This is a genomic window from Clostridium sp. MSTE9, assembly GCF_000277625.1.
GTDB lineage: Bacteria > Bacillota > Clostridia > Oscillospirales > Acutalibacteraceae > Faecalispora > Faecalispora jeddahensis.
On record NZ_AKFU01000054.1, the window covers coordinates 97018 to 123087 of the forward strand.

The following is a 26070-nucleotide window of genomic DNA, read 5'->3' on the forward strand; positions in this document are numbered from 1 at the left end:
TTTCTTTTATCGCTCTGATTCTCAGGCTGAGATTTTCTGAAAAACAGATAGCCGGGCCTCTCAATCTTTGCAGCAAACACGACGGAGAAACCTGCAAAAAAAGCTGTACGAATTTAAAATTCGTACAGCTTTTTCAAAAATTTTTTTATTTGTGGGAAACGTGCAAAGAAACTGAAAAAGGCAAGTCTATGTTTGCCGCTCAAACACAAAACTCACTGAATTTTCTTCTGCTAAATATGAAATACCGAAATATCCTCATGCCACACCAGGGTATGATTTTTGCCGCTGCGCTTTGCGGCATACAGCGCTTCATCGGCTGCAGAAAAAAATTCCCGCCGGGCTCCAAACCGCTTTGCGTCGAAACGCGCAATTCCGATACTGACTGTAGCGGGGGTTTGATTGCCGGTCTTCCGGGCAGCCTCCTCAAAGCTTTGGCGAATCGATTCGGCCAGTACAACGTCCTCATCGGGGACCCGGTTGGTGATAATGGTGAACTCCTCGCCACCGTATCGGTAAGCAACTTCATCTTCCCTGAGATTCGCTTTGATACAGCCTACCAGAGTCATAATAATCTTGTCCCCAGCGTCGTGGCCGTTCTGGTCGTTCACCTGCTTAAAGTCATCAATATCCATAATGATCAGTGAAAACGGCTGAAAGCTCTGATGATGCTCCTGAATCCGCGCGCTCAGTCTTTCATAAAAAGTCGCATGATTATACAGACCGGTGAGCGAATCCATCTTAGTGCGTTCATGCGCACAGATAATGCTGTACACCAGACTGTTCTGCCTACGCAGGCTCATTTTAGCAGACATATAGCCCGCCACAATGATCGCCGCCGCGGTAAGAACATTCATAAAATCGGGCTTGCGTATCCATGCGGTATGGTCATATGCGAAATACAGAAGCCCAATATAGAATAGATAGAGAAAAAAATTCAGACAAAAAACACCCAGCAGCAGGTTGTCATCGATATAAATCAAGGCCAGCAGCACGGGAAACGTAAAAATGACATAAATCACCGGTACGGCGTTATGCGCCAGCGCCAGCATCAGGCAAAGCAGAGACAAGCAAAAAAGATACAGATACGCCTGTATGCTGTATCTGCCGTTGGCCAGAAGTCTGCGGGAAACTGCATGGGTGACCGCAAGAATAGATACATTGATCAGCGTTGGGGTGACGATATAAATCAAAAGGTATTCTTCCGTGTTTTCGGCGCCGCCGTTTAATTTTTTGAACACAAAAATCGCCAGCTCGACAATAATCACCATTGCGACAAAAGTCCATGTAAGGCGCAGCATGTGATTGCCCCACACCTGATATTCCAGCTCTTTTTCAAACCGCAGCTTTACTATATTGGGAGGAGATTTTCGAAACTTCACCAATACGCACCCTTTAAACCGATTCATTATTAAACTTCCAACGGCACACCGAAACAATCGAAAAACAGAAGGGAATTGCATTTTTCAGCATGATTCGCATCAAAACAATATACCGATAAGAGAATTTATTCTTATTTTAAGGATAGCACCGTTAAATGAATAAATCAATCATTTTTCCGAAGTGAATGTATAAATACAGTATTTTCCAAGAGTCCCAAATGCTCTGATTTCTTTATAATAAATAAAAATTCGTCCGACCATAGACCGGTCTGTTTTGATATCCCGACCGCGATCCACAACAGAGTCCGGACATCATTTGTGTTCGGACTCAATTCTGAATATTTATGGAAAGTGTTCCTCTGAACCGGAAAATTTCACCTTAGAGGAGTTTTGAAAACAAGCGCAATATCCGCAGGAGAATCGGCACGCATCGAATAAAACGGAATAAGGGCCGAGTATGCCGGGAACATTAATTAGGCCAAATTTTAACACAACAGGCAATATAGAAAGGTGGCCAAACAGAATGGACGAAATGTTTTGTTTTCAATGCCAGCAAACAGCACACAACACCGGCTGTGAAGGGAAAGTTGGAGTCTGCGGAAAAGAATCGGATACCGCAAATTTCCAGGATGATTTAACGGGCGCTCTGATTGGTCTTTCAAGAGCGGTAATGGCGAAAAAGGCCACCGAGCGATCGGACGAGCTGATGCTGAAGGGATTGTTCACCACAATTACCAATGTGAATTTTTACAATGATACAATCCTTCGGCTGATCGATCAGGTCGATTCTGAAAAAGAAAAAATTCTGGCGGGAACAGAAAATTATGATGTGCGTCAGATCTGGGAAGCTGACGAGGATATCCGTTCGTTAAAGTCGCTCATTCTGTTCGGTCTTCGCGGGATGGCCGCTTATGCCTATCACGCATTTGTGCTGGGATTTACAGACGACGAAGTGACCTCCTTTTTCTATGAGGGCCTGCACGCCATCGGAGAAGATTATGGTATGGATCGGCTTCTGCCGCTCGTTTTGAAAACCGGCGAAGTCAATTTTAAATGTATGAAGCTGCTTGACCAGGCCAATACGGAAAGCTATGGCACACCCGTTCCCACAACGGTGCCTTTGACCATCGAAAAAGGGCCTTTTATCGTGGTGAGCGGGCATGATCTGCGCGATTTAGAGCTTCTTCTGCAACAGACGGAGGGCAAGGGCATCAACATTTACACGCACAGTGAAATGCTGCCCGCACACGGATACCCCAGGTTAAAAAAGTATCCGCATTTAAAAGGAAACTATGGGACCGCTTGGCAAAGCCAGCAATCAGAGTTTCACAATATCCCCGCCCCCATTCTTTTTACAACCAACTGTTTGATGCCGGTCCGACAAAGCTACAGCGACCGGGTATTTACCACGTCGATTGTTTCTTATCCGGAGCTTGTCCATATCGAAGAGGACAAGGATTTTTCACCTGTCATTGAAAAGGCCTTGGAATGCGGCGGTTACTCCGAAGACCAGCCTATGACAGGAATCAACGACGGCGCAACGGTGACGACAGGATTTGGGCACGGCACTGTGCTGGCATCGGCGGGAGCGATCATCGATCTGATCAAAAAGGGGAAAATCCGTCATTTCTTTCTCATTGGCGGCTGTGACGGAGCCGCTCCCGGCAGAAGCTATTATACCGAATTCGCCAAGAAGACCCCGATGGATACGATCATCCTTACGCTTGCCTGCGGAAAGTACCGGATCAACGACCTTGACCTGGGGCAAATTGAAGGGCTGCCCAGAATTCTGGATATGGGACAGTGCAACGATGCTTACAGTGCCATTCAGGTGGCCCTTGCCCTTGCGGACGCGTTCGAATGCAGCGTGAACGACCTGCCACTCTCCCTGGTGCTTTCCTGGTACGAGCAAAAGGCTGTGTGCATTCTTCTTACTCTGCTTTCGCTTGGCATCAAAAACATTTTGCTTGGCCCCACACTGCCGGCCTTTCTCTCCCCGAGCGTGCTGAATATACTGGTTGAAAACTATCATATTGGGCCGATCACCACTGCCGAAGAGGATTTGAAAAAAATCCTTGGCTGATAAAAAAGGACTTGACTGCACCGTTGCGCAGTCAAGTCCTTTTTCTTTGCTGTATCGGGCCAAAGAGCGCAAAAACGAGAGGCTGATCTCTCGTAATAAGGAGAAAACGCCTAGATTATAAAAATCCCTCAGCAGTAAAGCTGAGAGATTTTCGCGTTTAGAATCATTGTACACTTGTGATTCTGCTTCCGTCAGAGCAGCCGTCGTGTTCTCAAAGCTGGGCACAGTCATCATGTCCCCACAAAATATCGTTTGCTAAATGACGGCTTTTTGATATGCCATAATTCAGCGTTGTATGGATAGTATGTGTACCCTGCTATTCAAAAGTTTTACTTTCTTCTTTCAAATATTGAATCAATGATGAATATTTCACTGTTGGGACAGCAAACAGGCCGCCAAAGATCAGCAGGACAACTCTAAGCGCCCATACCATAGGCGCAGAAATTGACACTGCATTGGGAATGAATGTCATAACACCTAATAGGGCAACCATAAGAACAGCCCAGGCATAAGCTCGTCTGACCGCCTTATAAAGGTTTCGTTTATCGTGTATATCTGTATGCAATTCAAATGGTTTTCCGTCTCTCTTTTTCTCCAAAATCAAAAGCTCTTTGTTAAACCCGCCGGGCAAGGCGGCAATCTGCCCCATACCCTTTGCGTATGGCCGCCATCGTATCTTTCCATAAGAAAAATTGAGATTTATATTTTTTGTAAAAGCACGAAAACCCATGCTTTCAAAATACTTGCGATAATCCTTTGCTTTGGAATAGGCCTGATCTCCAACAAATTCTACGGCATATTCATATTCGTTTGGCTCGCACTCATCAAAAGTATAGGTCATCTTTCCACATTTCTTTAGTCGATAACCACGCCCAGCCATGTTGTTCAGCCATTTTTCCTGTCCCTCCAGAAAATCAAAAAAGTATCGAACTACTGTTTTGCTCATTTGCTTCTATCCCCCTTAATCATTGTCGAAGCCAGTTTCCAAACCTCCTCTATACGTTGTAACTCTTCTTCCGCTTTCTGCTTTCCAATATCGGTTATAAGGTATTCTTTTTTCTTGCTATCCGCTTCATCACCAAAAAGGGCAATCCATTTTTTCTTTACAAGGGTATTGATGGCCCCATACAAAGTGCCGGCACCTAAAACGACTCGTCCATTGGTCTCCCTTTCAATAAACTGCATAATCCCATAGCCATGATTCGGCTGATATACGGCTAACAGGACAAGGAAAGTTGTCTCTGTTAATGCCCCACCCTTTCTATTATCTCTGATATCTATCACTCCATTTAATCATTACGTTTACTGTAATATAAATATATCACTAAACGTAATAGATGTCAACGGATTTTAAAATATATTTACTGATCCGCTAGCGGTCTGTACCATTGTTTTACCATTTGGTGTCTGTTTCTTTATATTTCCTGCCCATTGGTTTGAAGGGATGTTTGTAAAAAAACAAAAACAAGTGTATGCCCGGCTTTAATGATACGCTTATTTTTCAGGCGTCTTACTTGGCAGTGCCCATAAACAGTTTCCGTTTTATACTGTCCTATTCAGGACTGCCATCCGTCAGTTTGTCTTTTTGTCTTTATGGCTACTCGAGGGCCATTTGTCTTGGAACAATAGTGAAAAAAAGATTTCTTCTCTTTTCCCATAGGCAATACCAATTTACCAAAATAAAGCGGCTACTCCGCAGACATCACAACAATACCATAGCGCCATAACTTCACGTCGCTTTCAGGCCCTCTTCAACAGCTGTGATTTATCTATCATAATTGTCGATAACCAAAGGTCGAACTGGCACTTGACAAAAAGAATATGGAAGCGTATGTTATCAATATAATCAGTTAGTTATAGCTAACTTTGTGATGACGGCAAAAAGAAACTGCGGGAGGAATCAATTATGCCTGTAAAGCTCGATGGTGTCATGGAAACACTAATGATCACTCTTTCCGTCCGGGCGAAAGATGCGGCCAGTACTGCCCCTGTCTTGAACGACCAAAAGGCCGCCGAGATGGTCAAAAGAATAGACTACGATTTTTCCAAGTTTGACAGCGGTGTCATGTCCTATTACGGTGTTCTTGCGCGCGCCAAAATGATGGACGATCAGGCGCGGTTATTCATCCGCAAAAATCCTGAATGCGCTGTTGTGTCGGTAGGATGTGGACTGGACACCCGTTTTTCCCGGGTGGACAACGGCAGAATCCAGTGGTATAATCTGGATTTTCCCGAGGTGATTGAACAGCGCAAGCGATTTTTCGAAGAGCATCCCCGCGTGCAAAACATTCCGAAATCCGCGCTGGACCCCAGCTGGACACAGGCTGTCAAAACAAATGGCCAGCCGCTGCTGATCATTTCTGAAGGCATGCTGATGTATCTCCATGAAAACGAGGTCGCACAGCTTCTTGAGATTTTAACCGACGGTTTTGACCGCTTTGAAGCACATTTTGATCTGCTCTATAAGGGTCTTGTGAACAAGGGAAGCATGCATGACACGGTGAAAAAGACCGGCGCACAGTTCAACTGGGGAGTTAAGGATGGCAGTGAGGTCGTGCGCCTATGCCCCGGACTCAGGCAGACCGGGTTGATTAACTTTACCGATGAGATGCGGCGGCTGTTGCCGGGAGCCAAAAAGCTGCTGATTCCGATCATGTACCTCACGAATAATCGTCTGGGCATCTATACTTATCAGAAGAACGCATGAGGATTGAGAAGTGGCATTTGCCTTAGATTCATTTTCTGGCAAAGTGCAAATAAATGAAGGTAAGCTTTAGAACGTGGAAAAAGGTACGAATTTCTGGACAGTTCAATAAAACGCTTCCATACTTTGTGCCTTTTACATTTGTACCGCTTAGTACAAAACAGATGCAGGCTGCAACGCGGACACAAAACAAAACGCACTCAACAAAGGAAAGTGCGTTTTGTTTCTAGCTTCAAGCTGGTGGTACGAATATTCGGAAAAACAAACTCCGCACATATCCGCACCAAATAAAGTTTGACGGCACAAATGGGTGAACATTATAGCAATGCAATACAGGTTCAAAGCAAACCAGCAGACTGGATTGATTGACTATCACGCGGTCAGTCATTTATCGCCTCAATGCCGAGGCGTTTGAGTGCATCGAGATGATCCAGCATTTTCTGGAGCACCTCCGGGGAGTGTCCCTCCCACTCTAGGACTTCGCCTAGTACACGCAGGGGCTGCCGGGTGCGATAGGATCTGGTCGGGTTTCCCGGAAATTTCTTATCTGTCAGATTGGGATCATTCTCAAAGGCGCCGGTGGGCTCCACAAGATAGATTCGACCGGGCCCATCCCCCATCGCAAGTTCTGCTCCCCACACAGCTGCATCCAGGGTCGCTGTCAGATAGACATAGTTTGCCTTCTGCCGATCACCATAGTTAGAGCTGTAACCGGGCTCCAGCAGGTCCCCCAGCTTCAAGTCGGCTTTTGTACCGTGGTAGAACGGCCCTGCATCTAAGGCTACGCCGCCTTGCAACGGGGCACTCGATTCTACCGCTTTCTCTTTGTTCATTTCCATCAACTTTCTTGTTTTATCCATGCTGAGCCCTCCACACAAATTCCTGTTTATCCACTTATCCGATCAACTACATTGCAGCGTATACAAAATGGAAATAGAAACATATCCACGAGAGGAGAATTCGCAGACAAAAACAAGCTGGCATATTGTCAGCTTGTTTTTATAGTAACATTATAGGTGATCGGAAAGCAAAAGGAAAGATCGGTATAAAACAAAACGATCAAATACTTTTCTAGCAACTAAAGAAGGTCACTTTATTTTACATTATGGTACAGTAAAAATTTCAATATAAAAGGAGGGCTGATTTCAGCCCTCCTTTTATATATTTTCATTCTATATTTGAAGATATCCTGCATCCAGCTGCGTCAGGATTTCATAACCGGTTTCTGTAATCAGGACGCTGTCCGAATGCCGCGCGCCGCCCCAGTTCTTATCCATCAGTCCCGGTTCTACCGTAATCGCCATACCGGGGGCAAGCTCCAGCTTGTTGCCGCGCGCCAGAGACGGAAATTCGTGGGCCGAATTCCCGATCCCATGCCCCACTCTGCCCGGGAGAATATCTTCAAACCCATATGAAGAAAATACATTTGCGGCCGCAAAATAAAGCTCTTCAAAGAGGATACCGGGGCGCAGAATATCGAAAACGGCAGCCCGGGCCTCCAGCATGGCGTCATAAGCCTTTCGGCGGATTCCGCTCACGCTGCCGACCAACACCGTGCGCTCGTTTTCGGCATGGTAGCCGCCCAGCTTGGCCCACGCCATCGGCAAGGAAATATCTCCGTCTGCCGGAATGTAGTGTCTGGGGCAATCGCACCCATAGGCGATATGCTCGTTAGAAAGCGACCATACATTCAGGCTGTCGATCATTCCGCCCTCTGAATTGCCAAACCCGCAAACCTCGAATTCGGGGTATTCTTTGTGCCAAAGCTTCCGCATACTGTACTGCGCCTCGGTGCTGGCCTGCGCTTCACTCATCCCCTCGCGCAAAAACCGGATGGCTGTTTCCACCCCGCAGTCTACCAGGCGGGCCGCTCGCCGGATACACCCGATTTCGTATTCATCCTTTACCATTTTCAACAGAGAAATATCTCTTGAAACAGAGACGCTGCTGCGTGCATGGAGCGTATTCAGCAGCCCGGAATAAAGCTCAACAGAAATGCTCTCCATCTCAAAGCCGATCGTGCCCTCTACTTCTCCCAGCAGCTCGTGGATCGCTTCGTTCGCTTCCGGAGCAAGGGAGGGGGTATTCCCCCATTTCCCGTAGCAGTAAATGCTGCGGATGCCGCCCTCCTCCTGCGCGTGCAGATAGCGAATGCTGTGTACCAGCAGGCAGGGCTCCCCCTCGAGAGGAATCAGCATAAAAACGGGGTGGCTGTTGAGGACTGGGTTAAAATTGCTGAAATAAAACACATTTTCCGGCTTAACAAGAATCGCGGCATCAATCCCTTTCTCTTTCATCAAGGATTGAAACCGCTCCTGCCGGGTTCTGAGAAAAGACTCTATCTGTGTCTTCATTGTCTCCCTCCGCTCTCCATTTTTATTTTGAAAGCCGTACGGACGGAAGCTGCTCGCAGGGATTGCCGAGAGCAGTCCACACTTCCAGGTCTTCCACGACAAACAGGCAGCAGGAAACCGTCCGGCTCTGAATCTCCCCCTGCGGGTGGCGGCAAATGCTGTTGATGCCGTTTTCGTGATCGGACATGATCCGGAGCAAATCCTGAAAACGAATCTTCCCGTATTGCTGTTCTAACAGCGTTTCGATCCGCTTACTTCTGTGAAAAGTGGAGGGGCGAAGCGCCGGCTCCGGATTAAAGTGGGAAAAATCATCAGAGCGGTAATGGTTGGTGCGGAACAGAACGCCCTTTCCCTGATCATATTCCACAGAGACGGCATTCGATGTCATTTCAATTACACAGGCCGCATTTGCATCGGCAGCCAGCACGTTCAGCCCGTTCATGCGGGGAGATTGCTTTGCGTAAGCGACGACCTCGTCCACAGTTTTGCAGTTTGCAAGCAAAAGGTGGATATTCAGAAAAATATGGGAGGAATCTACCCGGTCGATCTCCGGCGGCAGATCCGCCGACCAAAAGCCGGTTGTGGTGACGCACAGGCCATGCCCGTTGATTCCCCCGGCCGGGTAGGTGACGATGCCGGCCCCGTTGACCTCCACGATCTGACTGCCGTCAGGGTAGCTGCGCTTTAAAACGCACTGCTCGATCCAGGTACCCATATCTCGGTTTTTGACCACATAAGTACAGCCGTCCGCGGTGGCGTTTTTTCTGGCCACAATCATACTGCATTCCTGGTTAAAATACTCCGTCATAAAGTATGCAGGAATATTCAGCCGCACAATATCCGCAAAAGGCAGGCCGGAACCCTGGGCGATTCCTTCCATCTCCTCATAAAGAGCCGGTTCGAATTTTCTCATCATCTCAAGATTGCGGCTGACAAAAGCTTCGTATCGCTTTTGATCGCAGCGGCTTTCTTTCAGCTTCTGATCCACGCGCTGAAGGTTGCGCAAAATAACTTCTTTTAATTCCTTGCCTTGCGTAAGACCCTGCTCATAAGGGCTTCCGCTCACAGAAACAATACAGCTCAAATGATTTCTCTCCTTTGTTGTCAGGCCGGAAAGAAGCTCCGGTTATCACAGTCTTTGTTCGATTTCCCGCTTGGCGCTTTGGATATAAGACAGCATGCTTTTATTTAACGGATGCCGCACCACACAGCCGGGGGCCAAAATCAGGTTTTTCCCGCCTGTGGCCCTGATGGTATGGAAAATCTGGCTGCGCACCCTGTTTTTGTCACCTTTGGTAATGTCCATCCGTTCCATGCCGCCAAGAATGCACTTATCTAAAGCGGCGCTCCCTTCTTCAATATCGGGAAGGGATTCCCATACGTGCCAATTGAAAATCTGTACGGGATAATCCTTGAGTACATCGAACAGAATGTCATTTCCGTGCGCGTGCAGAATGTTGCACCAGCCCTGCTCCGCCGCCTTGAGCACCGACAGATCGTAGGGCTTTCCATATTCCGCATATTCCTCGTCGCTCATCATAGAGCTGTTAGACATTTGAGAGGCCAAAAAGATTCCCGAGGCACCCAGTTCAATGGCCCGCGCGGCCAGCTGCGCCGTGGTTTGGGCAATGGCGGACAGGGCCTTTTTCAAAGCTTCCCCGCCCTCTTCCCGAATATAGCGGTTCAGGCTGCCGCCGCAAAGCTTATGTGCTGTGGTCAGGGGGCTGAAAACCGTAAACACCACCGGGGTATGAAGGCCCTTCATTTTTTCCAACAGCTTTTCAAGATAAACCAACTCCCGCTTCAAAGCGCCCGTTTCAATCGAGGCCGGCTCCAGCACCTCCCAATCCCGAGTGGTTTTCACAGGGATTTCGCGGAGTTTGGCTACGCCGCCCCCGGCAATCCCGGAGTAATCAACGACCGCTCCGAAGTCTTCCACACTGTACATTCCGTTGTTCATGGTCTTTACGAGGTCAATATCATATTCCAGGGCAAAACGGTGGGTTTCCTCCGCAATGGCTTCCGGGTCCAGATCCGTTTCGGGGAAATGAGACCAGAAGGAAAACGGGATGGTATCCGGCTTTTCTCCTGCGATGGCGGCCCTGATTCGTTCTTCCTTCGTCATAGTGTTATGCCATATCCTTTCCGGCCTGATTACAGCCTGCTTTTACTGATTTCTGCCAAAGCAACGGGGCAGCGGACAAAATGCCCCGTTCCTCCGTCCTCCAGAATCGGCGGGGTAAGCGCGCACTCCGCTCTGGCCATGAGGCAGCTTCCCGCAAAGGGACAGCCCAAAAGAGCATCGCTGTTTTTTTCTGCCGTCAGAATGGTGCGCTGCCTGCGGTGCTCCGGGTCGGGAGAAGGAACCGCCGAAAGCAGCGCCTTTGTATAAGGGTGCAGCGGATTTTGAAACAGCTCCTTTTTCTCAGCCGCCTCTACGATTCTCCCCTGGTGCATGACGGCAATATCCATGCTGATATGGCGAACCACACGCAGATCGTGGGAAACGAAAATCATGGCAATATTGGTTTCCCGCTGAATCCGCATCAGCAAATTGATAATCTGCGCCTGCACAGAAACATCGAGCGCGGATACGCACTCATCGCAAACCAGCACCTTCGGGTTCACGGCAAGTGCGCGTGCAATGCAGATCCTCTGCCGCTGTCCCCCCGAAAACTCATGGGGGAACTTCTCCAGACTGTCCTGATTCAGGCCCACTTCACTGAGCAGCTCTTTTGCCCTTTCCAAGGCTTCTTTCCGGCTGCCGAGGCGGTGGATGAGAAAAGGCTCCGCCAGCGCGTCCCCGATTTTTTGCCGGGGACTCAGAGAAGCAAAGGGGTCCTGAAAAACGATCTGGATATTCCTGCGCAGCTTTCGCAGCTCCTTTTTGGGGAGCGCACTCAGGTCTTTCCCCAGAAAAAGAACGCGGCCGGCGCTGGGCCGGATCAAATACAACAGCAGACGGATCAGCGTGGACTTTCCGCAGCCGGATTCCCCCACGATCCCCAGCGTTTGTCCGGCGAAAACGGACAGACTTACATCGTTGACCGCCTTGACCCGCCCGGCGGAGCGCCCGCCGAACAGACCGCCTGTGGAAAAGGTTTTTTCCAGATTGTGCGCCTCGATCAGCGGCTGCGCCTGAAAAGCATCTTGTGTTTTGATTACACTCACAGCCTGATCCCCCCTTACCATTGGCCGGAATATTGAAAGCAGCGCACCAGCCGGTCGCCCAGACGCACCTCCGGCGGCGGGTCGGCATTGCAAAGCGGGCGCGCATAAGGACAGCGGCCACAAAACGCGCAGCCCTTTGGCAGCTCATGCAGGCTGGGCGCCGTTCCTTCAATTGCCTGCAGCTCTTCTTTTTCGTCTTCCAAAGAGGGAATCGACTGTAACAGCCCCTGTGTATACGGATGCAGCGGATGTCTGAAAATATCCCGCACATCGGAAAGCTCCACGATTTCCCCTGCGTACATCACGGCCACGGTGTCTGCTGTCTCCGCTACCACACCCAGGTCATGGGTAATCAGTATGATCGAGGTGCCGTATTTTTGGTTCACTTCGTTGAGAAGATCCAGAATCTGTGCCTGTATCGTCACGTCCAGCGCGGTCGTCGGTTCATCTGCAATCAGGATTTCCGGCTTGCACAGCAAAGCCATGGCAATCATCACGCGCTGGCGCATACCGCCCGAAAGAGCGTGGGGATACTGCTTTAAACAGCGCTCCGGCTGGGCGATCCCCACCTCGGCCAGGCTCTGCACGAGCAGCTCATGAAGCTGCCCGTTCGGGAGCTTCCGATGCGTGCGAACCACCTCGGCCAGCTGGCTTTGAATGGTAAACAAGGGGTTCAGGCTGACCATGGGCTCCTGAAACACCATGGAAATTCGATTCCCCCGGATATGACGCATCTCTTCTTCCTTTTTGGACAGGAGTTCCTCGTCCTCCAGAAAGATCTCTCCGCTGATCCGGGCGGGAGGCGCAGCCAGTAAACGGAGGATACTGCGCGACATGACGCTTTTACCCGAGCCCGATTCGCCCACAAGCCCCAGTTTTTTCCCTTTGTCCAGCGTAAGGTTCAGATTTCTCAGCGCATAGGTGGCGCGCCCTTTGGTATGAAAGGTAACCGACAGATTTTTGATGGACAACAAATGCTGATTCATGCCTTCCTCCTCCCCTCAGTCACTGAGCCTGGGGTCCAGATAGTCCCGCAGCCAATCGCCGAACAGGTTGATCCCCAGCACCGTCAGACTGATGAATAATCCGGGCAGAATGGCCAGCCAGGGCGAAGTCAGCATATCCACCCGGCTTTCGGAGAGCATGCGTCCCCATGTGGGGATTTCAATGGGCACCCCGAGGCCGAGATAACTCAGGGAAGCCTCGATCAGGATGTTTCGCGCCATGCCCAGGGTTGCGATCACAATCACAGGGCTGATGACATTGGGAAGGATATGCTTCAACACAATCCGCATATCCCCCGCACCCATGGAGCGCAACGCCTCCACATACTCGCTTTCCTTGATCGAGAGAACCTCTCCGCGTACCAGCCGCGCATAGCTGACCCATCCGCTCAGTCCGGCGATCAAAATCACATTATTCAGTCCGGGGCCGAGTACAGCCGCGATAAACAGGGCCAGCAGAATAAAGGGAAACGCAAGCTGGATATCGACCAGGCGCATAATGACAACGTCGGCCCACCCGCCTTTATAGCCGCTCACCAGGCCAAGCAGCACACCGACAACACCGGCTACCACTGTTCCGGCGAACGAAACCAACAGGGTGACACGGCTGCCGTAAAGAATGCGGGAGAAAACATCGCGCCCCAGCTTATCCGTTCCAAACAGATGCTCCCAGGTGCCGCCTGCCCAAACCGGATTCTGCAGCTTTTCCATGATATTCTGCTCATTGCTGTCCGCCGGGCTGAGCAGCGGGGCCGTCAGCGCAATGACAATCACGACGGCAATAATTGCCGCGCCGAGCATTCCTGTTTTACTTTTGTTCAAACGACTCCACACAGGTAAGTTCCTTTCCTTATTGTAATTGCACGCGGGGATTGATTACGGCGTAGAGGATATCCACAATCAGGTTGATCAGTACAAATCCGGCGGCCATCAGAACAACAATCGTGAGCACAACCATAAAATCATTATTTTGAATGGATTGAACGGCCAGACGGCCAATTCCCGGCCAGCCAAACACAGTTTCTGTAATCACCGAGCCGCCCATCAGGGAAACCAGCTGGAGGGCCAGCACGGTCAGCAGTGAGCTCAGCGCATTTTTAAACGCATGCTTCAGGATGATCAGGCGCTTTGGCAGACCCTTGGCCTTGGCTACGTCAATATATTCCTTGCTGAGCACCTCCAGCATATTGGAACGCAGCAGCCGTGTAATAGAGGCCGCGGAGAAAACGCCCAGGGCCACGGCCGGCATCAGAATGGATTTCCAGCCCTCACTGCCGGAGCTGGGAAGCCATTTCAAATGGACCGAGAAAATCAGGATCATCATGATCCCCAGCCAGAAGGTCGGGATACACTGCCCGAGAAGAGCGAAGCCCCGAATGAGATAGTCCACCGGAGAATTCTGTTTGACCGCAGAAACGATACCGGCGGTGATCCCCAGCGCCAGGGAGATGGCAAACGCAAGCGCCGCCAGATGAAGGGTGGCGGGAAGGCGCTGAAGCACGACCTCAAGCGCAGGAAGATTATAATTGTAGGACTGCCCGAAATCTCCCCGAAGCGCATCGCCCAGAAAGCGCACATACTGCACAAAAAGCGGATCGTTGTACCCCAGCTCTTCCCGAAGCCGCTCGATCTCGGCCTGCGACGCGCTGGCAGGCACCATCAGTTGCACCGGGTCGCCGGAAAGGTGCAAAATCAGGAACACCGCTAAGGTGATCCCCCATAGAACAACACAGGCCTGAAGAATTCGTTTCAGTATATAGTTCAGCATCGCCTAGCTCACCACCCATCAAACGGAAGCAAACCGCGCATGTTTTTTCAAAGCACGGTGCGGTTTGCTTTTGCTGCTTCCTGTTCGGAACGGAAAATGCGGGAAACCCGCCGGTTTAATTCACGTCGGCATTGGATACCAGAATCATTTCATCTACGCGGGGAAGCCAATTGGAAACACGCGTATTGTAAGCGTAAATCCCATGCTGCTGATATAGGAAAATCGCGGGAGCCTGCTCTTTGATCACTTTCTGGATTTCAGAGTTTTTCACCTTGGCTTTTTCTTCATCGACTGTGGCCGCCGCCTCTTTGCGAAGGGCGTCAAATTCCGCATTGCTGTAGGTGGAATAGCGCTCGCCGGTGCCAAAGGCCAGCTTCGCAACCAGATCGATATTGGAGTACGGGCCGCCGATGCCGTTCAGGTAAAGGTCCGCCACGGTTCCACTGGACATTTTTTCGCGCTGCTGGTTGCTGTCTTCTTCCTGCACGGTGCAGGTGATCCCGACCTCACCCAGCTGGGAAGCAATGGCCTGTGCCACATCCTGCCCATTCAGATACCCGGAGGTCACTGAAAACTGGAGAGAAAAACCGTTGGCATAGCCGGCCTCGGCCAAAAGCTGTTTCGCTTTTTCCGGATCATAGGAATACGCTTCCACAGACGCGTCGTAGCCCTCATATTCCGGGGTGGAAATGGTGGCGATCTGCGTGGCGTTTCCATCCAGCACGCCTTCAATCAAAGCCTGCTTGTTGACCGCGTAGTTGAGCGCCTGCCTGACCTTTTCATTCTGGAGCGGTCCATCCTTGATCAGGTTCATTCCCACGAACATCACACGGGTTGTCGGGTTGCTGAGAACCTTCACGTTCTCGAGGGAAGACAGTCTTTCGATCTGCGAGGTGGGCACGTTAGCAATGATGTCGGCCTCTCCCGACTCCAGCGCCGCAATGCGGGAAGCCGCTTCCGGAATGACCTTATAAGTAATTTTATCGATTGCGGGCTTGCCGCCGAAATACGTATCGTTGGCTTCCAGCACCACCTTTTCATCCTTACTCCAACTGACAAATTTGTAAGGGCCGGAGCCGATGGGCTTGGCGGCGAACTCTTCATCGCCCACCTTTTCCACATAGGCTTTGGGGATAATTTTCACATAGTTCAGGCGAAGCAGAAAGCCGGAGAACGGTTCCTCCGTAATGATCCGGAAGTTCAATTCATCGATGATCTCGACCTGCATAAAAGAGAAGTCCGAGGCGAGTTTGTATTTTTTGGAGGTATCCCGAATGGTATCGAGCGTATATTTGACATCCTCGGAGGTCAGCTTTGAGCCATCCTGAAACGTTACGCCGTCTTTGAGCTTGAACTCCCAGGTTTTGTCGTCGATATTCTTGTAAGACTCCGCCAGGTCGTTGACTACCTGACCCTTCTCATCCGTGGTAACGAGTCCGCTGAACACGTGGTTCAGAATAGAAGCCGTTTGCGTGCCGGTCGCATTTCTGGGGTCCATTGAGCTGATGTCGGTGGCGTTGGCGTACACGATCTCTTTCGCGCCTTGCTGCTTTGAGGCTGCGGAAGAGGATGGGGCTGCATTGGGGGAGCAAGCAGTAAGCAGGCTGGCCCCAACCAGCAGCGCCAAAATAAGAGCTGTGAATTTTTTCATAGGTATTCTCCTTTGCTTGTTCTATTCATTTGCTTTCCCGGAAGACAGCTTATGGCTGTCAAAATACGGGTTCAGCAAGTTGAGCCTTTGTTCTGCGGTTTGGCTGGCACGTTCGGCCAGCCTGGTACAGAGGTACTCCAAAAGCGCCTGTGCGGAAATATTGGAGTTGAAAAAGCTGAAACCGTTCACATCGACCACCAATACCTCTGTGGCATAATGCGCAAGAGGGGAAGTGAACTGATCGGTCAGCAGCACGATTTGCGCTTTTCGTTCTTGTGCGTATTGCAGCAGCCTCTTTGCAGAACGGCTGTATGGATTGAAGTCTATGAGAAAGAAAAGATCCTTGGGGCCGATATCGATTATTTTTTCAAAGGAATATTCATCCTTCAAAACGAGCACATTGTTGAGGATCATGCGCAGGATAAACCCGAATTTTTCCGCCAGGGCGGCCGTGGGCCTCTGGCCGCCGATGTATTTCACCTGGCTGTTCAGGAAAAGCGACAAAACCTTTTCCAGCTTATCCGGGGCATTGTTGCGAAAGCAGTCCTGCAGGGACTGAAACGATTTTTCCAGAAACTGAGCCTCAAAGGAGGAATCCGGTGTATTGGCGCTGCGGCCGGCCAAAAACATTCGCTCCAAGGGGTTTAAAAGAAAACGCTGCGCATTTTCGATGCGATGGGAAACATGCTCCCGAATCTGCTTTTGCAATTCCAGATAAGAGGGATATCCAATGGATTTCGCCAGCCGGTTGACGGTATTGTCACTGATATCAAGCGCCGCGGCAAGCTCCGTAGCCGACATGAAACACACCTTGTTACTGTTGTTCAGAATATAATCCGCAACAAGCGCTTCTTTTTTTGTCAATTGAACCTGCGCTACCTTCTCACGAAAAAAGTCCATTTTCATTCTCCCGGAACGTTATTTCATATAAAATTTATATGTTTTATATGATTATTGATTTGCTTTATACTATACAGCGCCGGGAACGATAAGTCAATATTATTTTTCAAAAAATATCGAACATTCGATATTTTAATAAAACAAGATACTGTCAACTTTTTTCTTTATAGAAACCGATACAAAAATGGATTTTGCACCTTTTCCTCCATAAATCACAGGAGCCGAAAGCGTTAAGACAGACCAGTCTTAACGCTTTCGGCTCCTGTTTTCTCTGTTTCATTCCCGCCCGGCGGGTAAGGACTTTTACCTGTATTAATCCCGGGCAGCTTTTGGGGACTACCGTAACGAAATCAAGGTATTATCTCCAGCGTCTGCAAGGTTACCGCTCCGCCTGCAATCTCAAATGCTCTGAGCACCGGCGTCTCCTCCGCCAGAGAAAGAATCAGATAGCTGGCTTTCGGGTCATAAGCCAGCCGAATGTCTTCCTGAGAAGGCCGCGAAGGAGTGGAGGGATGAGAATGAAAATTCCCAAGCGGAGAAAGGCCCCGTGCGCGCATATCCTTAACGGCAGCCAGCTGTTCCCGGGGGTCAATCGAAAAATGCTCCGGGCTTTGGTCGGGGTTCGACAAAAGATATACCTTCTCCACCATTTTCAGATCGCCCTGTACGATCCCGGCGATCAGGCCGCAGGCTTCATTGGGCAATCCCGCTTTTGCGTGGCCGACAATTGCGTCATAATCTGATTTTTTCAGCCTGACCGTCATTTCAAATCACACTCCGCCTGTTCATAATCAAACGGTTCCAAGATGGTGGGATGCTCCCCGCAAACGGCACAGTTGTGTGCCCGCGGCAGCTTGATCTTGCGGAACTCCATTTTGAGGGCGTCATATGTCAGCAGCTGCCCTGTGAGAAGATCCCCCGCGCCAACGAGATACTTTACCGCCTCCACGGCCTGCAAAGAGCCGATCACACCCGCGACCGCCCCGATGATGCCGGCCTGGCTGCAGGTGGGCACCGCATCCTTCGGCGGGGGCTCCTTGAACACGCAGCGATAACACGGGCCCTGCCCCGGCACATAGGTCATCAGCTGGCCCCGGAACCGGATGATCCCCGCGTGGGAAAAGGGCTTCTTTGCCAGCACACAGGCATCGTTGATGAGGAATTTCGCCGGGAAATTATCGGTGCCGTCTAGGATGAAATCATAGTCCGCGATCAGCTCCATGACATTGTCCGCCGCGACAAAGGTACGGTATGGATTGACCGTGATGTCGGGATTGATGGCCTGCATCGTCTCTTTTGCCGACTGCACCTTTGCCTTGCCCAGATCGGCCGTGGTGTGAATGATCTGCCGCTGCAGGTTCGACAAATCCACCTCGTCGGCGTCGGCAATGCCGATGGTGCCGACGCCTGCCGCGGCTAAATAAAGCGCGGCGGGAGCGCCCAGGCCCCCTGCCCCGATGATCAGCACTTTGGCGCCCAGCAGTTTCTTCTGCCCCTTTACCCCCACCTCGGAAAGGATCATGTTCCGGGAGTAGCGCTCGAGCTGTTCGTTGGTAAAGGCCATCAGATTGCCCCCCCACCCATAAAGTAGAGGAATTCCACACTGTCGCCGTCTTTTAACACTGTTTCGGCAAACGTGTCGCTGCGGATGAATTCATCGTTGACCGACACGGTGACGTACTCCGGTGTTTCTACCTGCTCCAGCTCGATCAGCTTTGCCACGGTGAGGCCATCGGCGTATTCCTTTGGGACGCCGGTTACGGTAAGTTTCATTTTGAGTCCTCCAAAATCTGATTGATCATTTCGCGCAGCGCTTCCTTTCCTGCAAAACCGCTTCTCCTCTGCCGTTCCTCTCCGTTGAAACAAAAAATCAGCGTGGGGGCAGAAAGAACGCCATATTGCTCGGAAAGAGGCGGATTGGCGTTAACGTTCACCTTGCACAGCTTGAACCGGCCGCCGTATTCCTCCTCCAGCTCCGCCAAAACCGGAGACAGGCGTTTGCAGGGAATGCAGCTGTCCGAATAAAAATCCAGTAAAACCGGAACTGTGCTGTTCAGCACCTCGGCTTCCAGGTTTTCCGCTGTGATTCTGACCGCCATTCAATCGCCTGCCTTTCGCACAATCAGGTTATAGGTGCCGTCCCCGTTATCCGTCAGCTTCAGGATCTGGTGCCCCTCCCCTTTCACGCTGCGGGGAACATTCTGTACCGGTTCGCCGTCGTTCATGCGGATGGAAAGGATTTGCCCCTCCTCCAGCTCCTCGAGCGCGACCTTGGCCTTGACGAAGGTCACTGGGCACACCACATCGGTGATATCCACCGTTTCGTCAATGTTGTAATCACCCACGATACGCCGCCTCCATTTCTGTTTCAAATTCGTCCCAGCCGACCCGGTCGATCGCCACACGGAAGCGTTCGCTGGGCTTGGCGTGCTTGTCGAAAAACGCCATAGCCGCATCCGCCACCCGGAACAGCGTTTCTTTGTCGCGGATGATGGGCAGCACCTGCCTGCCCTTCGCGATCAGGTTGCCGAAGGTGCCGCCGAACGAAACCAGATACCCCGGTTCGCCCTTCCACGCGTCGAAGGGGCAGGCCTTGAAGCAGCGGCCGCAATTGGTGCACTTGCTTTCCTCCAGCACGATTTTGCCGTCGGCTTGGGTCAGTGCCCCTTCGCGGCAGGCTTTCAGGCAAACGCCGCAAAGAGTACAGGCCCCCGGAATCCATTCCACCGTATAACCGCCCTTGATGCCCATATCGTTTTCTTCGGCCTTCAGGCAGTTATTCTGGCACCCGGTGATCCCGAATTTGAATTTATGGGGCAGCTCCCGACCGAAATAGCGGTCGGAAATCTCTGTCGCCAGTGTGTAAGTATCGATGCAGCCGGAGGGACAGATCGCGCTGCCCTGGCAGGCCGTTACTGTGCGCACGCGGGGCCCGCACACGCCGGTGTCGACACCGCCTTCCTTCAGCTCCGCCTTGACGGATTCCACATCGCCGAGCTTGATAAAGGGAATCTCCACCCCCTGGCGGGAGGTGAGATGCACATGCCCGTCACCGTATTTCCTGCTGATTTCGGCGACGGTCAAAAGCTGTTCCGCCGTCAGATTTCCCCCCACTACTTTCAGCCGAAGAGAAAAATTGTCCTTCTGCACCTGACGCATAAAACCGCCGTTTTTCAGCGCTTTGTAATCAGTCGCCATAAAAATCACCACTTTCTTGTGTTTTGGAAATCGCCTGCGCAAAGTCTTCTTTCAAATCCTCAATGTCTTCCAAACCGACGCTCACGCGGATCAGATCGTCATACACCCCTGCGTTTTCTTTTTGCTGTTCTGTCGCATGATTGTAAATGGTGGACGCCGCGTGGATCACGAGCGTGCGGACATCCCCGATATTGGTGGCAATATGGGCATATTTCAGCGCGTTGATCAGCGCAAAGGCCTTTTCCTTACTGCCGGCCCGAAGCGTCAGGATCGCACCGCCCATGCCGCCGTCCATCTGGCTTTCGACCAAGGGCCGATAGGGACTGCCCGCAAGGCCCGGGTAATTCACCGCCATGCCCGGCTGCTTTTGTAAGAATTCGGCCAACTCCAGCGCGTTCTGACACAGCCGCTCCATGCGCAGGCCCAGTGTTTCGAGCCCCACGCAGTTCAGATACGCGTTCTGCGGGGCAAGACACGCCCCAAAGTTGCGCCAGATGTCCTGCCGAAGGCGGGCCGTATAAGCAAATTTGCCCATGGACCGATAGTTTGCCAGCGCGGGGAACCGTTCAAAGTCCCAGCGAAAGCGCCCGCCATCCACAATGATTCCGGAAATGGCGTCCCCGCTGCCGTTGATGTACTTGGAGGAGGAATGCACCACAATATCCGCTCCATGCTCCAGCGGGCGGATCAGCGCCGGGGTCGCAGTGGTGCTGTCGATGATGAGCGGAATGCCGTGCAGGGCGGTTACTTCTGCAACCGCCCGAATATCCACCACATCCAACCGGGGATTGCCGATCAGCTCGGCAAACACGGCACGGGTGGCAGGCGTGATCGCCCGCCCGACCTGCTCCGCCGTCACCTCCCGCACAAAGCGGGTGTGAATCCCGAATTTTTCCAGGTCCTCAAGCAGATCCAGCGTGCCGCCGAACAGGCCGCTGCCCGCAACGATCTCGTCACCGCTCTGCAAAAGATTCAGCAGCGCCATAGAAACCGCCGCCATGCCCGAGGCGCAGGAAACCGCGTCCGCTCCGCCCTCCAGGGAGGCAATCCGGCGTTCAAAGGCCGTCACCGTGGGGTTAGAAATACGGGTGTAGGCAAAACCGGGCGCTTTGTTCGCAAATACTCTTTCAAGCTTTTCGGCGGATTCGTGGGCAAAGGCGCTCACCTGATAGACCGGCGGCAGCGTCGCGCCCTGCGGGTCCGCCGGGAAGCCGCCATGTAAAAGCTTTGTATTAAATTTCATAATCTTTCTCCCAAACGGTCACCCTGCGGTATTTTCCAAAGTCGCGGGGCGGCTTCGCCTCCAACTCAATGCCGTTTGCATCGAGCAGAGGGAGCCTCGGCTCACGCGGGCCAAAGCCGGCAAAGGCTCCGCCGCGAATGTTGGCAAAGCCGGAATCCGCCGCCAGATCAAAGTCGGCAGGATAATCGAACGCCTCGCTCTGCAGCGGCAGCGCGTCCCCTTTCGCATAAACGGCAGGCGACGGGCTGTGCCGCAGGATGGTGTGGATATCCGGATAATAATAAAAACGGTCGAACAGATTGATTTTCAGCTGTTCGGAACCGTCGCGCAGGTACACGCCGTCCTTCTTCTGATCCCCTACAGACTCGATCACACCGCAGGCCGCGGTGGCATGACTGACCCGGTCGATCAGGATCAGCTCGCCCATGGTTCTGTGCAGACGGAATTCATCCAGCACCATCGGCTCGGAAAGCACCATCTCGCACCGCACGATCTCATTCTTTTTCACTGAATGAGCGGGAAGCAGCTCGCCGCTGTTGACATCCACCTTATGGCGGATCCCCGTCACAATGGCGGGCAGCAGCTTTGTGCCCAGCTTGATCCAGTAGTCTCTGCCGGGAACGAGCTTCTGGTCGTCCATCCAAAGCAGGGTGGCTGAAAAGGATTTGGCGGTTTTCAGGTTGGCGCCCCGCGCCAGCACACAGCCGCGCGATACATCCACCTCGCGGTCCAGCTGAATCGTGACGGGCTGGCCCAGGGCCGCGCTTTCCGCTTCCTGATCTGCGATATGAATCGATTTGACCATCGCGAGCTCGCCGCTGGGCAAAGCGGTCAGCGTATCGCCGACAGACACCCTCCCGGCTTCGATCTGCCCCTGAAAGCCGCGAAAGGTATGGTCGGGGCGGCAGACCCGCTGCACCGGCAGATAAAACCCGGCCTCCGGCGCGCCGGCGGAAACGTCCACCGATTCAAGATGTTCCAAAAGGGTTTCACCCTGATACCACGGCATTTTTTCGGAATGGCGCGTGACATTGTCGCCCTCCGTAGCCGAAACGGGAATGCTTACCGTATGCTCCAGACCCAGCTCGGCCCGAAGCGTTTCAAGCTCCTTCAAAATCTCGAAGAAGCGTTTGGGATCATATTCGACCAGATCCATTTTGTTGACCGCAAACACAAAATACCGAATGCCCATCAGGGCACAAATGCGGGCGTGACGGCGGGTCTGCACCAGCACGCCCTGAGAGGCGTCCACCAGAATCACCGCCAGATTGGCAAAGGAAGCCCCCACCGCCATATTGCGGGTGTATTCTTCATGGCCGGGGGTGTCCGCCACAATAAAGCTGCGGCGGTTCGTGGTGAAATAGCGGTAGGCCACATCGATCGTGATTCCCTGCTCGCGCTCTGCCATCAGGCCGTCCAGCAGAAGGGAATAGTCGATCGCCCCGCCGCGGCTGCCCACCTGACTATCCAGCAAAAGTGCCTGCTCCTGATCGGCATACAGCAGCTTGGAATCGTAGAGGACATGCCCGATCAGGGTCGATTTTCCGTCATCCACACTGCCGCAGGTAATAAATTTTAAAAGCCCGTTCTCTTCGCTCATCAGAAATACCCCTCCCGTTTGCGGCGCTCCATGCTCCCCTCCGCTTCTTTGTCGATGACCCGGCTGGTGCGTTCAGAGGTCACGGCGGAGAGCGTTTCCGCAATCACTTGATCGAGCGTGTCGGCATCCGACTCGATGCCGCCGGTGAGAGGATAACAGCCCAGCGTGCGAAAGCGCACCTTTTTCATCTGCGGGCGCTCTCCCGGCAGCAGGCGCATTCGGTCGTCGTCTACCATGATGATGTTGCCGTCCCGGTACACCACCGGGCGTTCGGCGGCAAAATACAGCGGCACGATTTCGATATTCTCCCGGCGGATATATTGCCAGATGTCCTTTTCCGTCCAGTTGGAGATCGGGAATACCCGCATGCTCTCCCCTTTGTTGATCCGGGTGTTGTACAGCTTCCACATTTCGGGGCGCTGATTTTTCGGGTCCCAGGCATGGTGCTCGTTGCGGAAGGAGAAAATCCGCTCCTTGGCGCGGGATTTCTCCTCATCGCGCCGCCCGCCGCCAAAGGCTGCCGTAAACCGGTACTTGGTGAGCGCCTCTTTGAGCGCCTGCGTTTTCATAATATCCGTATAGGCTGCGCCGTAATCGAACGGGTTGACCCCCTCGGCGATCGCCTCTTCATTGCGGTATACCAGCATGTTGATGCCCAGCTCTTTTGCGCGGCGGTCACGGAATTCGATCATTTCGTGGAACTTCCAGCTGGTGTCGATATGCAAAAAGGGAAACGGCGGCTTTTCGGGGTAAAAGGCCTTCATCGCCAAATGCAGCATGACGGATGAGTCCTTACCGATGGAATACAGCATGACCGGGCGCTCGCATTCGGCGACGACCTCGCGGAATATGTAAATGGCCTCGGCCTCCAGCTTATCTAAGTGCGTCAATGGCACGGGAATCACTCCTAGTATTGATTTGAATCGCGGCTGTCTACCGTGATGGTTTTGGCGCTGCCGTCCGGGTTTGTGACCGTCCAGTGAAGCAGGGTGTTTTCCCGCCGGACTGTGAGACGCCCGCCAAGGCCGCCCATATCCTTCCCCAGGAACATGGCGATCGCCTGCACGGGACACTCCTTGACGCAGGAGGCACACCCCCAGCACCGTTCAGGATGCGGAATGCCCGCCCTTTTGTCCGCACCCAAGCGGATCAGGCTGCCGGGACAAACGCTGCAGCACCGCCCACAGCCGATACACCTTGCCGCTGTGATCTCAATGCTCATACGTTTCCCCCTCCTTCACGAGCGGGCGGAACAGGATGTTCAGTCCACCGTTTTCCAGCCTGGAGTTGACGTAGCAGTTCCATTCGGCGCTGCTCTTTGGGTAATCGGTATGCTCCGCGAAGCTGTGCCAGCGGGTTTCCTTTCGGGCGCCCAGATGTGCAATGACTGAACGGCAGAGCGTAAGCCGCTCAAGCAGCTCCAGAATATAAACCAACTCCTGCAGTTCGGAGGCGGACAGCAATTCGGCCTGCCGCTGCAGCCCCCGGATTTGGCCGTCCGCAATGCGCAGGGACTGATCGGAAAAGCGATAGTGCGCACCGATTCCGCCTGCGTATTCATCCATGACGGCCTGCATGGCCTCTTCCAGCTCATCCGTACTATGCAGCGCTCCGGGGCGGTTCAAAAAGCCCTCGAGCCATCGCTGTTTTGCCCGCACCACACCCGGGGCTGGCAAAAGGATTGCATCCTGTTGATATTTGGCCGCCGCCCTGGCCGCGATCTCGCCCTCCACAAAGGCTCCCGTCACATATTTCTGCGGGCATCCCCCGGCGACATCTCCCGCGGCAAACAGGCCCTTGATCGTTGTTTCGCGGTGTGTGTCGACCCAATATCCGCTGGCGGTATGGCCGCCGACGATATAGGGTTCGGTGCCCTCAATTTCCGCATTCTGCACGCTTGGCGGGCAGCCGCTTTCCATCCAGCGCAAAGTCTGGCTGGGAGCCATGTTCAGATAAGCCTTCTGCAGTTCCTCGTCCTGCTCTCTGGTGATGCCGACCGTGCGCAGATAGCAGGGGCCGCGCCCCTCCAGATTTTCCGTCACCGTACCATGCACCCGCTGAGAGGTGGTGATCCCGTATTTCTGCTCATACACCTCTCCCAGCGAATTGATCTGCTTTGCGCCCACCCCCTGCGCCAGCGTACCGGTCGGAGCGATGGTATCCTTGCAGCGAAGGGCGATGAAGCGCATTTCAAAGGTGGTCATTTCCGCTCCGGCGCGAATCCCCATGGCGTAGCCCGCGCCCGTGTTGAAGGGCGGGTACCACATCTTATGGCGGGAAAAGCCGAGGTGGTTGGGCCGGTACAGCCCGGCCGCGCCGCCGGTGGCGCACAGCACGGCCTTTGCCGAAATGACATACAAAACCGGCTCATCCACGCCGATCGCATAGGCCCCGAGAATTCGGCCGTCTTTCACAATGTAATCGAATACGTTCACCCGATTGAGTACGGTGATCCGGCTCTGTTTGGCAACGGCGTCCGCCAGGATGGGCTTGATGTTCTCACCGTTGATTTTGATGTTGCGGCTGCCGCGTGCCACATACTGCCCCCGCGCATCCTTCAGGATGGTCAGGCCCAAAGACTCCAGTTTGGCGGCCGTGCGGTTCAGGCCCTCGGCCATGGTCAGCAGCAGATCACCCCGAACAATGCCCCCGGCATCCGCCCGGGCATAGTCCACATAATCCTGAGGCGTTTTCCCAGGCACAATGTAGGCGTTAATGGCGTTGACGCCGGCTGCCAGGCAGCCGCTGCGCCTGATGTTTGCTTTTTCAGCAATCAGCACACGACCGCCAGACTCTTCACAAAAGGCCAGTGCCGCGTAGCAGCCCGCCGTACCGCCGCCGATAATGAAAAAATCCGTGGCGAGTGTTTTGATGTCCAGCTTCATGCGATTACCTACTTTACATGCAGTTTTATATGGTAATCATCATTATACGCGAGTGGGGCCAAAAAATCCAGCACTGATTTCGCAAACGTTACACATGGAAAACGCCGAAATCAGGGCGAAAAGTTACGCA

General features: G+C 52.6%; 25 protein-coding genes and 1 pseudogene. 2 read left to right on the top strand and 24 right to left on the bottom strand.

Features of this window, described 5'->3' with window-relative positions; all coding sequences use genetic code 11:
• Positions 1-230: 230 nt before the first annotated feature.
• Positions 231-1379: a GGDEF domain-containing protein gene (locus tag HMPREF1141_RS16445; RefSeq protein ID WP_009066520.1), complete on the bottom strand. Its 1149-nt coding sequence runs from the start codon at positions 1377-1379 to the stop codon at positions 231-233.
• 523 nt (positions 1380-1902) lie between these two features.
• Here HMPREF1141_RS16445 and hcp point away from each other — a divergent pair.
• A complete protein-coding gene (hcp, locus tag HMPREF1141_RS16450; RefSeq protein WP_009066506.1) occupies positions 1903-3462 on the top strand; it encodes a hydroxylamine reductase in 1560 nt (519 codons plus the stop codon).
• A gap of 316 nt (positions 3463-3778) precedes the next feature.
• On the opposite strand, the gene HMPREF1141_RS16455 is transcribed toward hcp, so the two are convergent.
• Positions 3779-4408, bottom strand: coding sequence for a DUF2812 domain-containing protein (locus tag HMPREF1141_RS16455; protein WP_009066714.1), 630 nt, complete (start codon positions 4406-4408; stop codon positions 3779-3781).
• The gene (locus HMPREF1141_RS16460; protein ID WP_035317386.1) at positions 4405-4737 is read right to left on the bottom strand and encodes a helix-turn-helix transcriptional regulator; all 333 of its coding nucleotides are present in this window, start codon (positions 4735-4737) and stop codon (positions 4405-4407) included. The genes HMPREF1141_RS16455 and HMPREF1141_RS16460 overlap by 4 nt, the downstream gene beginning before the upstream one ends.
• A 631-nt stretch (positions 4738-5368) precedes the next feature.
• On the opposite strand from HMPREF1141_RS16460, the gene HMPREF1141_RS16465 reads away from it, so the two are divergent.
• Positions 5369-6169 carry a class I SAM-dependent methyltransferase gene (locus HMPREF1141_RS16465; RefSeq protein WP_009066560.1) on the top strand — a complete coding sequence of 267 codons (801 nt, stop codon included), beginning with the start codon at positions 5369-5371 and terminating at the stop codon, positions 6167-6169.
• Positions 6170-6546: 377 nt separating this feature from the next.
• Here the strand turns inward: HMPREF1141_RS16465 and arr are convergent, their stop codons facing one another.
• From arr to HMPREF1141_RS16570, 21 genes and pseudogenes are all read right to left on the bottom strand, one after another.
• Positions 6547-6999 (bottom strand): NAD(+)--rifampin ADP-ribosyltransferase, encoded by a 453-nt coding sequence (gene arr / locus HMPREF1141_RS16470; protein WP_035317388.1) that lies wholly within the window; start codon positions 6997-6999, stop codon positions 6547-6549.
• A gap of 339 nt (positions 7000-7338) precedes the next feature.
• The gene (locus tag HMPREF1141_RS16475; protein WP_009066550.1) at positions 7339-8520 is read right to left on the bottom strand and encodes a Xaa-Pro peptidase family protein; all 1182 of its coding nucleotides are present in this window, start codon (positions 8518-8520) and stop codon (positions 7339-7341) included.
• Positions 8521-8542: 22 nt separating this feature from the next.
• Complete coding sequence (locus HMPREF1141_RS16480) at positions 8543-9604, bottom strand: C45 family peptidase (protein WP_009066728.1); 1062 nt, start codon at positions 9602-9604, stop codon at positions 8543-8545.
• A gap of 45 nt (positions 9605-9649) precedes the next feature.
• A complete protein-coding gene (locus tag HMPREF1141_RS16485; RefSeq protein ID WP_009066536.1) occupies positions 9650-10645 on the bottom strand; it encodes a uroporphyrinogen decarboxylase family protein in 996 nt (331 codons plus the stop codon).
• A gap of 29 nt (positions 10646-10674) precedes the next feature.
• Positions 10675-11691, bottom strand: a complete 1017-nt coding sequence (locus HMPREF1141_RS16490; RefSeq protein ID WP_009066744.1) for an oligopeptide/dipeptide ABC transporter ATP-binding protein — start codon at positions 11689-11691, stop codon at positions 10675-10677.
• A 14-nt stretch (positions 11692-11705) separates the two neighbouring features.
• Positions 11706-12677 (bottom strand): ABC transporter ATP-binding protein, encoded by a 972-nt coding sequence (locus HMPREF1141_RS16495; protein ID WP_009066525.1) that lies wholly within the window; start codon positions 12675-12677, stop codon positions 11706-11708.
• A 15-nt stretch (positions 12678-12692) separates the two neighbouring features.
• A complete protein-coding gene (locus HMPREF1141_RS16500; protein WP_009066685.1) occupies positions 12693-13517 on the bottom strand; it encodes an ABC transporter permease in 825 nt (274 codons plus the stop codon).
• 28 nt (positions 13518-13545) lie between these two features.
• The gene (locus HMPREF1141_RS16505; protein ID WP_009066512.1) at positions 13546-14463 is read right to left on the bottom strand and encodes an ABC transporter permease; all 918 of its coding nucleotides are present in this window, start codon (positions 14461-14463) and stop codon (positions 13546-13548) included.
• Positions 14464-14578: 115 nt separating this feature from the next.
• Positions 14579-16114 (bottom strand): ABC transporter substrate-binding protein, encoded by a 1536-nt coding sequence (locus HMPREF1141_RS16510; protein WP_009066655.1) that lies wholly within the window; start codon positions 16112-16114, stop codon positions 14579-14581.
• A gap of 21 nt (positions 16115-16135) precedes the next feature.
• Positions 16136-17014, bottom strand: coding sequence for a MurR/RpiR family transcriptional regulator (locus HMPREF1141_RS16515; RefSeq protein WP_009066547.1), 879 nt, complete (start codon positions 17012-17014; stop codon positions 16136-16138).
• Positions 17015-17364: 350 nt separating this feature from the next.
• Positions 17365-17778 carry a M67 family metallopeptidase gene (locus tag HMPREF1141_RS16520; protein ID WP_009066753.1) on the bottom strand — a complete coding sequence of 138 codons (414 nt, stop codon included), beginning with the start codon at positions 17776-17778 and terminating at the stop codon, positions 17365-17367.
• On the bottom strand, positions 17775-18578 hold the full coding sequence (moeB, locus tag HMPREF1141_RS16525; protein WP_009066528.1) for a molybdopterin-synthase adenylyltransferase MoeB: 804 nt from the start codon (positions 18576-18578) through the stop codon (positions 17775-17777). The genes HMPREF1141_RS16520 and moeB overlap by 4 nt, the downstream gene beginning before the upstream one ends.
• A complete protein-coding gene (gene thiS / locus HMPREF1141_RS16530) occupies positions 18578-18787 on the bottom strand; it encodes a sulfur carrier protein ThiS (RefSeq protein WP_009066669.1) in 210 nt (69 codons plus the stop codon). The genes moeB and thiS overlap by 1 nt, the downstream gene beginning before the upstream one ends.
• Entirely contained in the window at positions 18784-19113 is a 330-nt protein-coding gene (locus HMPREF1141_RS16535; RefSeq protein WP_009066605.1) for a thioredoxin domain-containing protein, read from the bottom strand. The genes thiS and HMPREF1141_RS16535 overlap by 4 nt, the downstream gene beginning before the upstream one ends.
• Entirely contained in the window at positions 19114-19359 is a 246-nt protein-coding gene (locus tag HMPREF1141_RS16540) for a sulfurtransferase TusA family protein (RefSeq protein WP_009066730.1), read from the bottom strand.
• A complete protein-coding gene (locus HMPREF1141_RS16545) occupies positions 19352-20212 on the bottom strand; it encodes a 4Fe-4S binding protein (protein ID WP_009066595.1) in 861 nt (286 codons plus the stop codon). Before HMPREF1141_RS16545 ends, HMPREF1141_RS16540 begins: the two co-directional genes overlap by 8 nt.
• Positions 20202-21455 carry a PLP-dependent transferase gene (locus HMPREF1141_RS16550; protein ID WP_009066701.1) on the bottom strand — a complete coding sequence of 418 codons (1254 nt, stop codon included), beginning with the start codon at positions 21453-21455 and terminating at the stop codon, positions 20202-20204. Before HMPREF1141_RS16550 ends, HMPREF1141_RS16545 begins: the two co-directional genes overlap by 11 nt.
• Positions 21445-23055: pseudogene (locus tag HMPREF1141_RS16555) on the bottom strand (GTP-binding protein); the annotation flags it as partial. The gene HMPREF1141_RS16550 and the pseudogene HMPREF1141_RS16555, both read right to left, overlap by 11 nt.
• Complete coding sequence (gene cysD, locus HMPREF1141_RS16560; RefSeq protein ID WP_009066529.1) at positions 23055-23951, bottom strand: sulfate adenylyltransferase subunit CysD; 897 nt, start codon at positions 23949-23951, stop codon at positions 23055-23057. The pseudogene HMPREF1141_RS16555 and the gene cysD, both read right to left, overlap by 1 nt.
• Before the next feature lie 11 nt (positions 23952-23962).
• On the bottom strand, positions 23963-24277 hold the full coding sequence (locus tag HMPREF1141_RS16565; RefSeq protein WP_035317361.1) for a 4Fe-4S dicluster domain-containing protein: 315 nt from the start codon (positions 24275-24277) through the stop codon (positions 23963-23965).
• Complete coding sequence (locus HMPREF1141_RS16570) at positions 24267-25940, bottom strand: adenylyl-sulfate reductase subunit alpha (RefSeq protein ID WP_009066708.1); 1674 nt, start codon at positions 25938-25940, stop codon at positions 24267-24269. Before HMPREF1141_RS16570 ends, HMPREF1141_RS16565 begins: the two co-directional genes overlap by 11 nt.
• Between the last annotated feature and the right edge of the window lie 130 nt (positions 25941-26070).

Excerpts from the sequence above, each read along its gene's own strand:
- hcp (WP_009066506.1), top strand. The coding sequence starts at position 1,903 with ATGGACGAAATGTTTTGTTTTCAATGCCAGCAAACAGCACACAACACC.
- HMPREF1141_RS16455 (WP_009066714.1), bottom strand. The coding sequence starts at position 4,408 with ATGAGCAAAACAGTAGTTCGATACTTTTTTGATTTTCTGGAGGGACAG.
- HMPREF1141_RS16465 (WP_009066560.1), top strand. The coding sequence starts at position 5,369 with ATGCCTGTAAAGCTCGATGGTGTCATGGAAACACTAATGATCACTCTT.
- arr (WP_035317388.1), bottom strand. The coding sequence starts at position 6,999 with ATGAACAAAGAGAAAGCGGTAGAATCGAGTGCCCCGTTGCAAGGCGGC.
- HMPREF1141_RS16475 (WP_009066550.1), bottom strand. The coding sequence starts at position 8,520 with ATGAAGACACAGATAGAGTCTTTTCTCAGAACCCGGCAGGAGCGGTTT.
- HMPREF1141_RS16485 (WP_009066536.1), bottom strand. The coding sequence starts at position 10,645 with ATGACGAAGGAAGAACGAATCAGGGCCGCCATCGCAGGAGAAAAGCCG.
- HMPREF1141_RS16495 (WP_009066525.1), bottom strand. The coding sequence starts at position 12,677 with ATGAATCAGCATTTGTTGTCCATCAAAAATCTGTCGGTTACCTTTCAT.
- HMPREF1141_RS16505 (WP_009066512.1), bottom strand. The coding sequence starts at position 14,463 with ATGCTGAACTATATACTGAAACGAATTCTTCAGGCCTGTGTTGTTCTA.
- HMPREF1141_RS16510 (WP_009066655.1), bottom strand. The coding sequence starts at position 16,114 with ATGAAAAAATTCACAGCTCTTATTTTGGCGCTGCTGGTTGGGGCCAGC.
- HMPREF1141_RS16515 (WP_009066547.1), bottom strand. The coding sequence starts at position 17,014 with ATGGACTTTTTTCGTGAGAAGGTAGCGCAGGTTCAATTGACAAAAAAA.
- HMPREF1141_RS16520 (WP_009066753.1), bottom strand. The coding sequence starts at position 17,778 with ATGACGGTCAGGCTGAAAAAATCAGATTATGACGCAATTGTCGGCCAC.
- moeB (WP_009066528.1), bottom strand. The coding sequence starts at position 18,578 with ATGGCCTTTACCAACGAACAGCTCGAGCGCTACTCCCGGAACATGATC.
- thiS (WP_009066669.1), bottom strand. The coding sequence starts at position 18,787 with ATGAAACTTACCGTAACCGGCGTCCCAAAGGAATACGCCGATGGCCTC.
- HMPREF1141_RS16535 (WP_009066605.1), bottom strand. The coding sequence starts at position 19,113 with ATGGCGGTCAGAATCACAGCGGAAAACCTGGAAGCCGAGGTGCTGAAC.
- HMPREF1141_RS16545 (WP_009066595.1), bottom strand. The coding sequence starts at position 20,212 with ATGGCGACTGATTACAAAGCGCTGAAAAACGGCGGTTTTATGCGTCAG.
- HMPREF1141_RS16550 (WP_009066701.1), bottom strand. The coding sequence starts at position 21,455 with ATGAAATTTAATACAAAGCTTTTACATGGCGGCTTCCCGGCGGACCCG.
- HMPREF1141_RS16565 (WP_035317361.1), bottom strand. The coding sequence starts at position 24,277 with ATGAGCATTGAGATCACAGCGGCAAGGTGTATCGGCTGTGGGCGGTGC.
- HMPREF1141_RS16570 (WP_009066708.1), bottom strand. The coding sequence starts at position 25,940 with ATGAAGCTGGACATCAAAACACTCGCCACGGATTTTTTCATTATCGGC.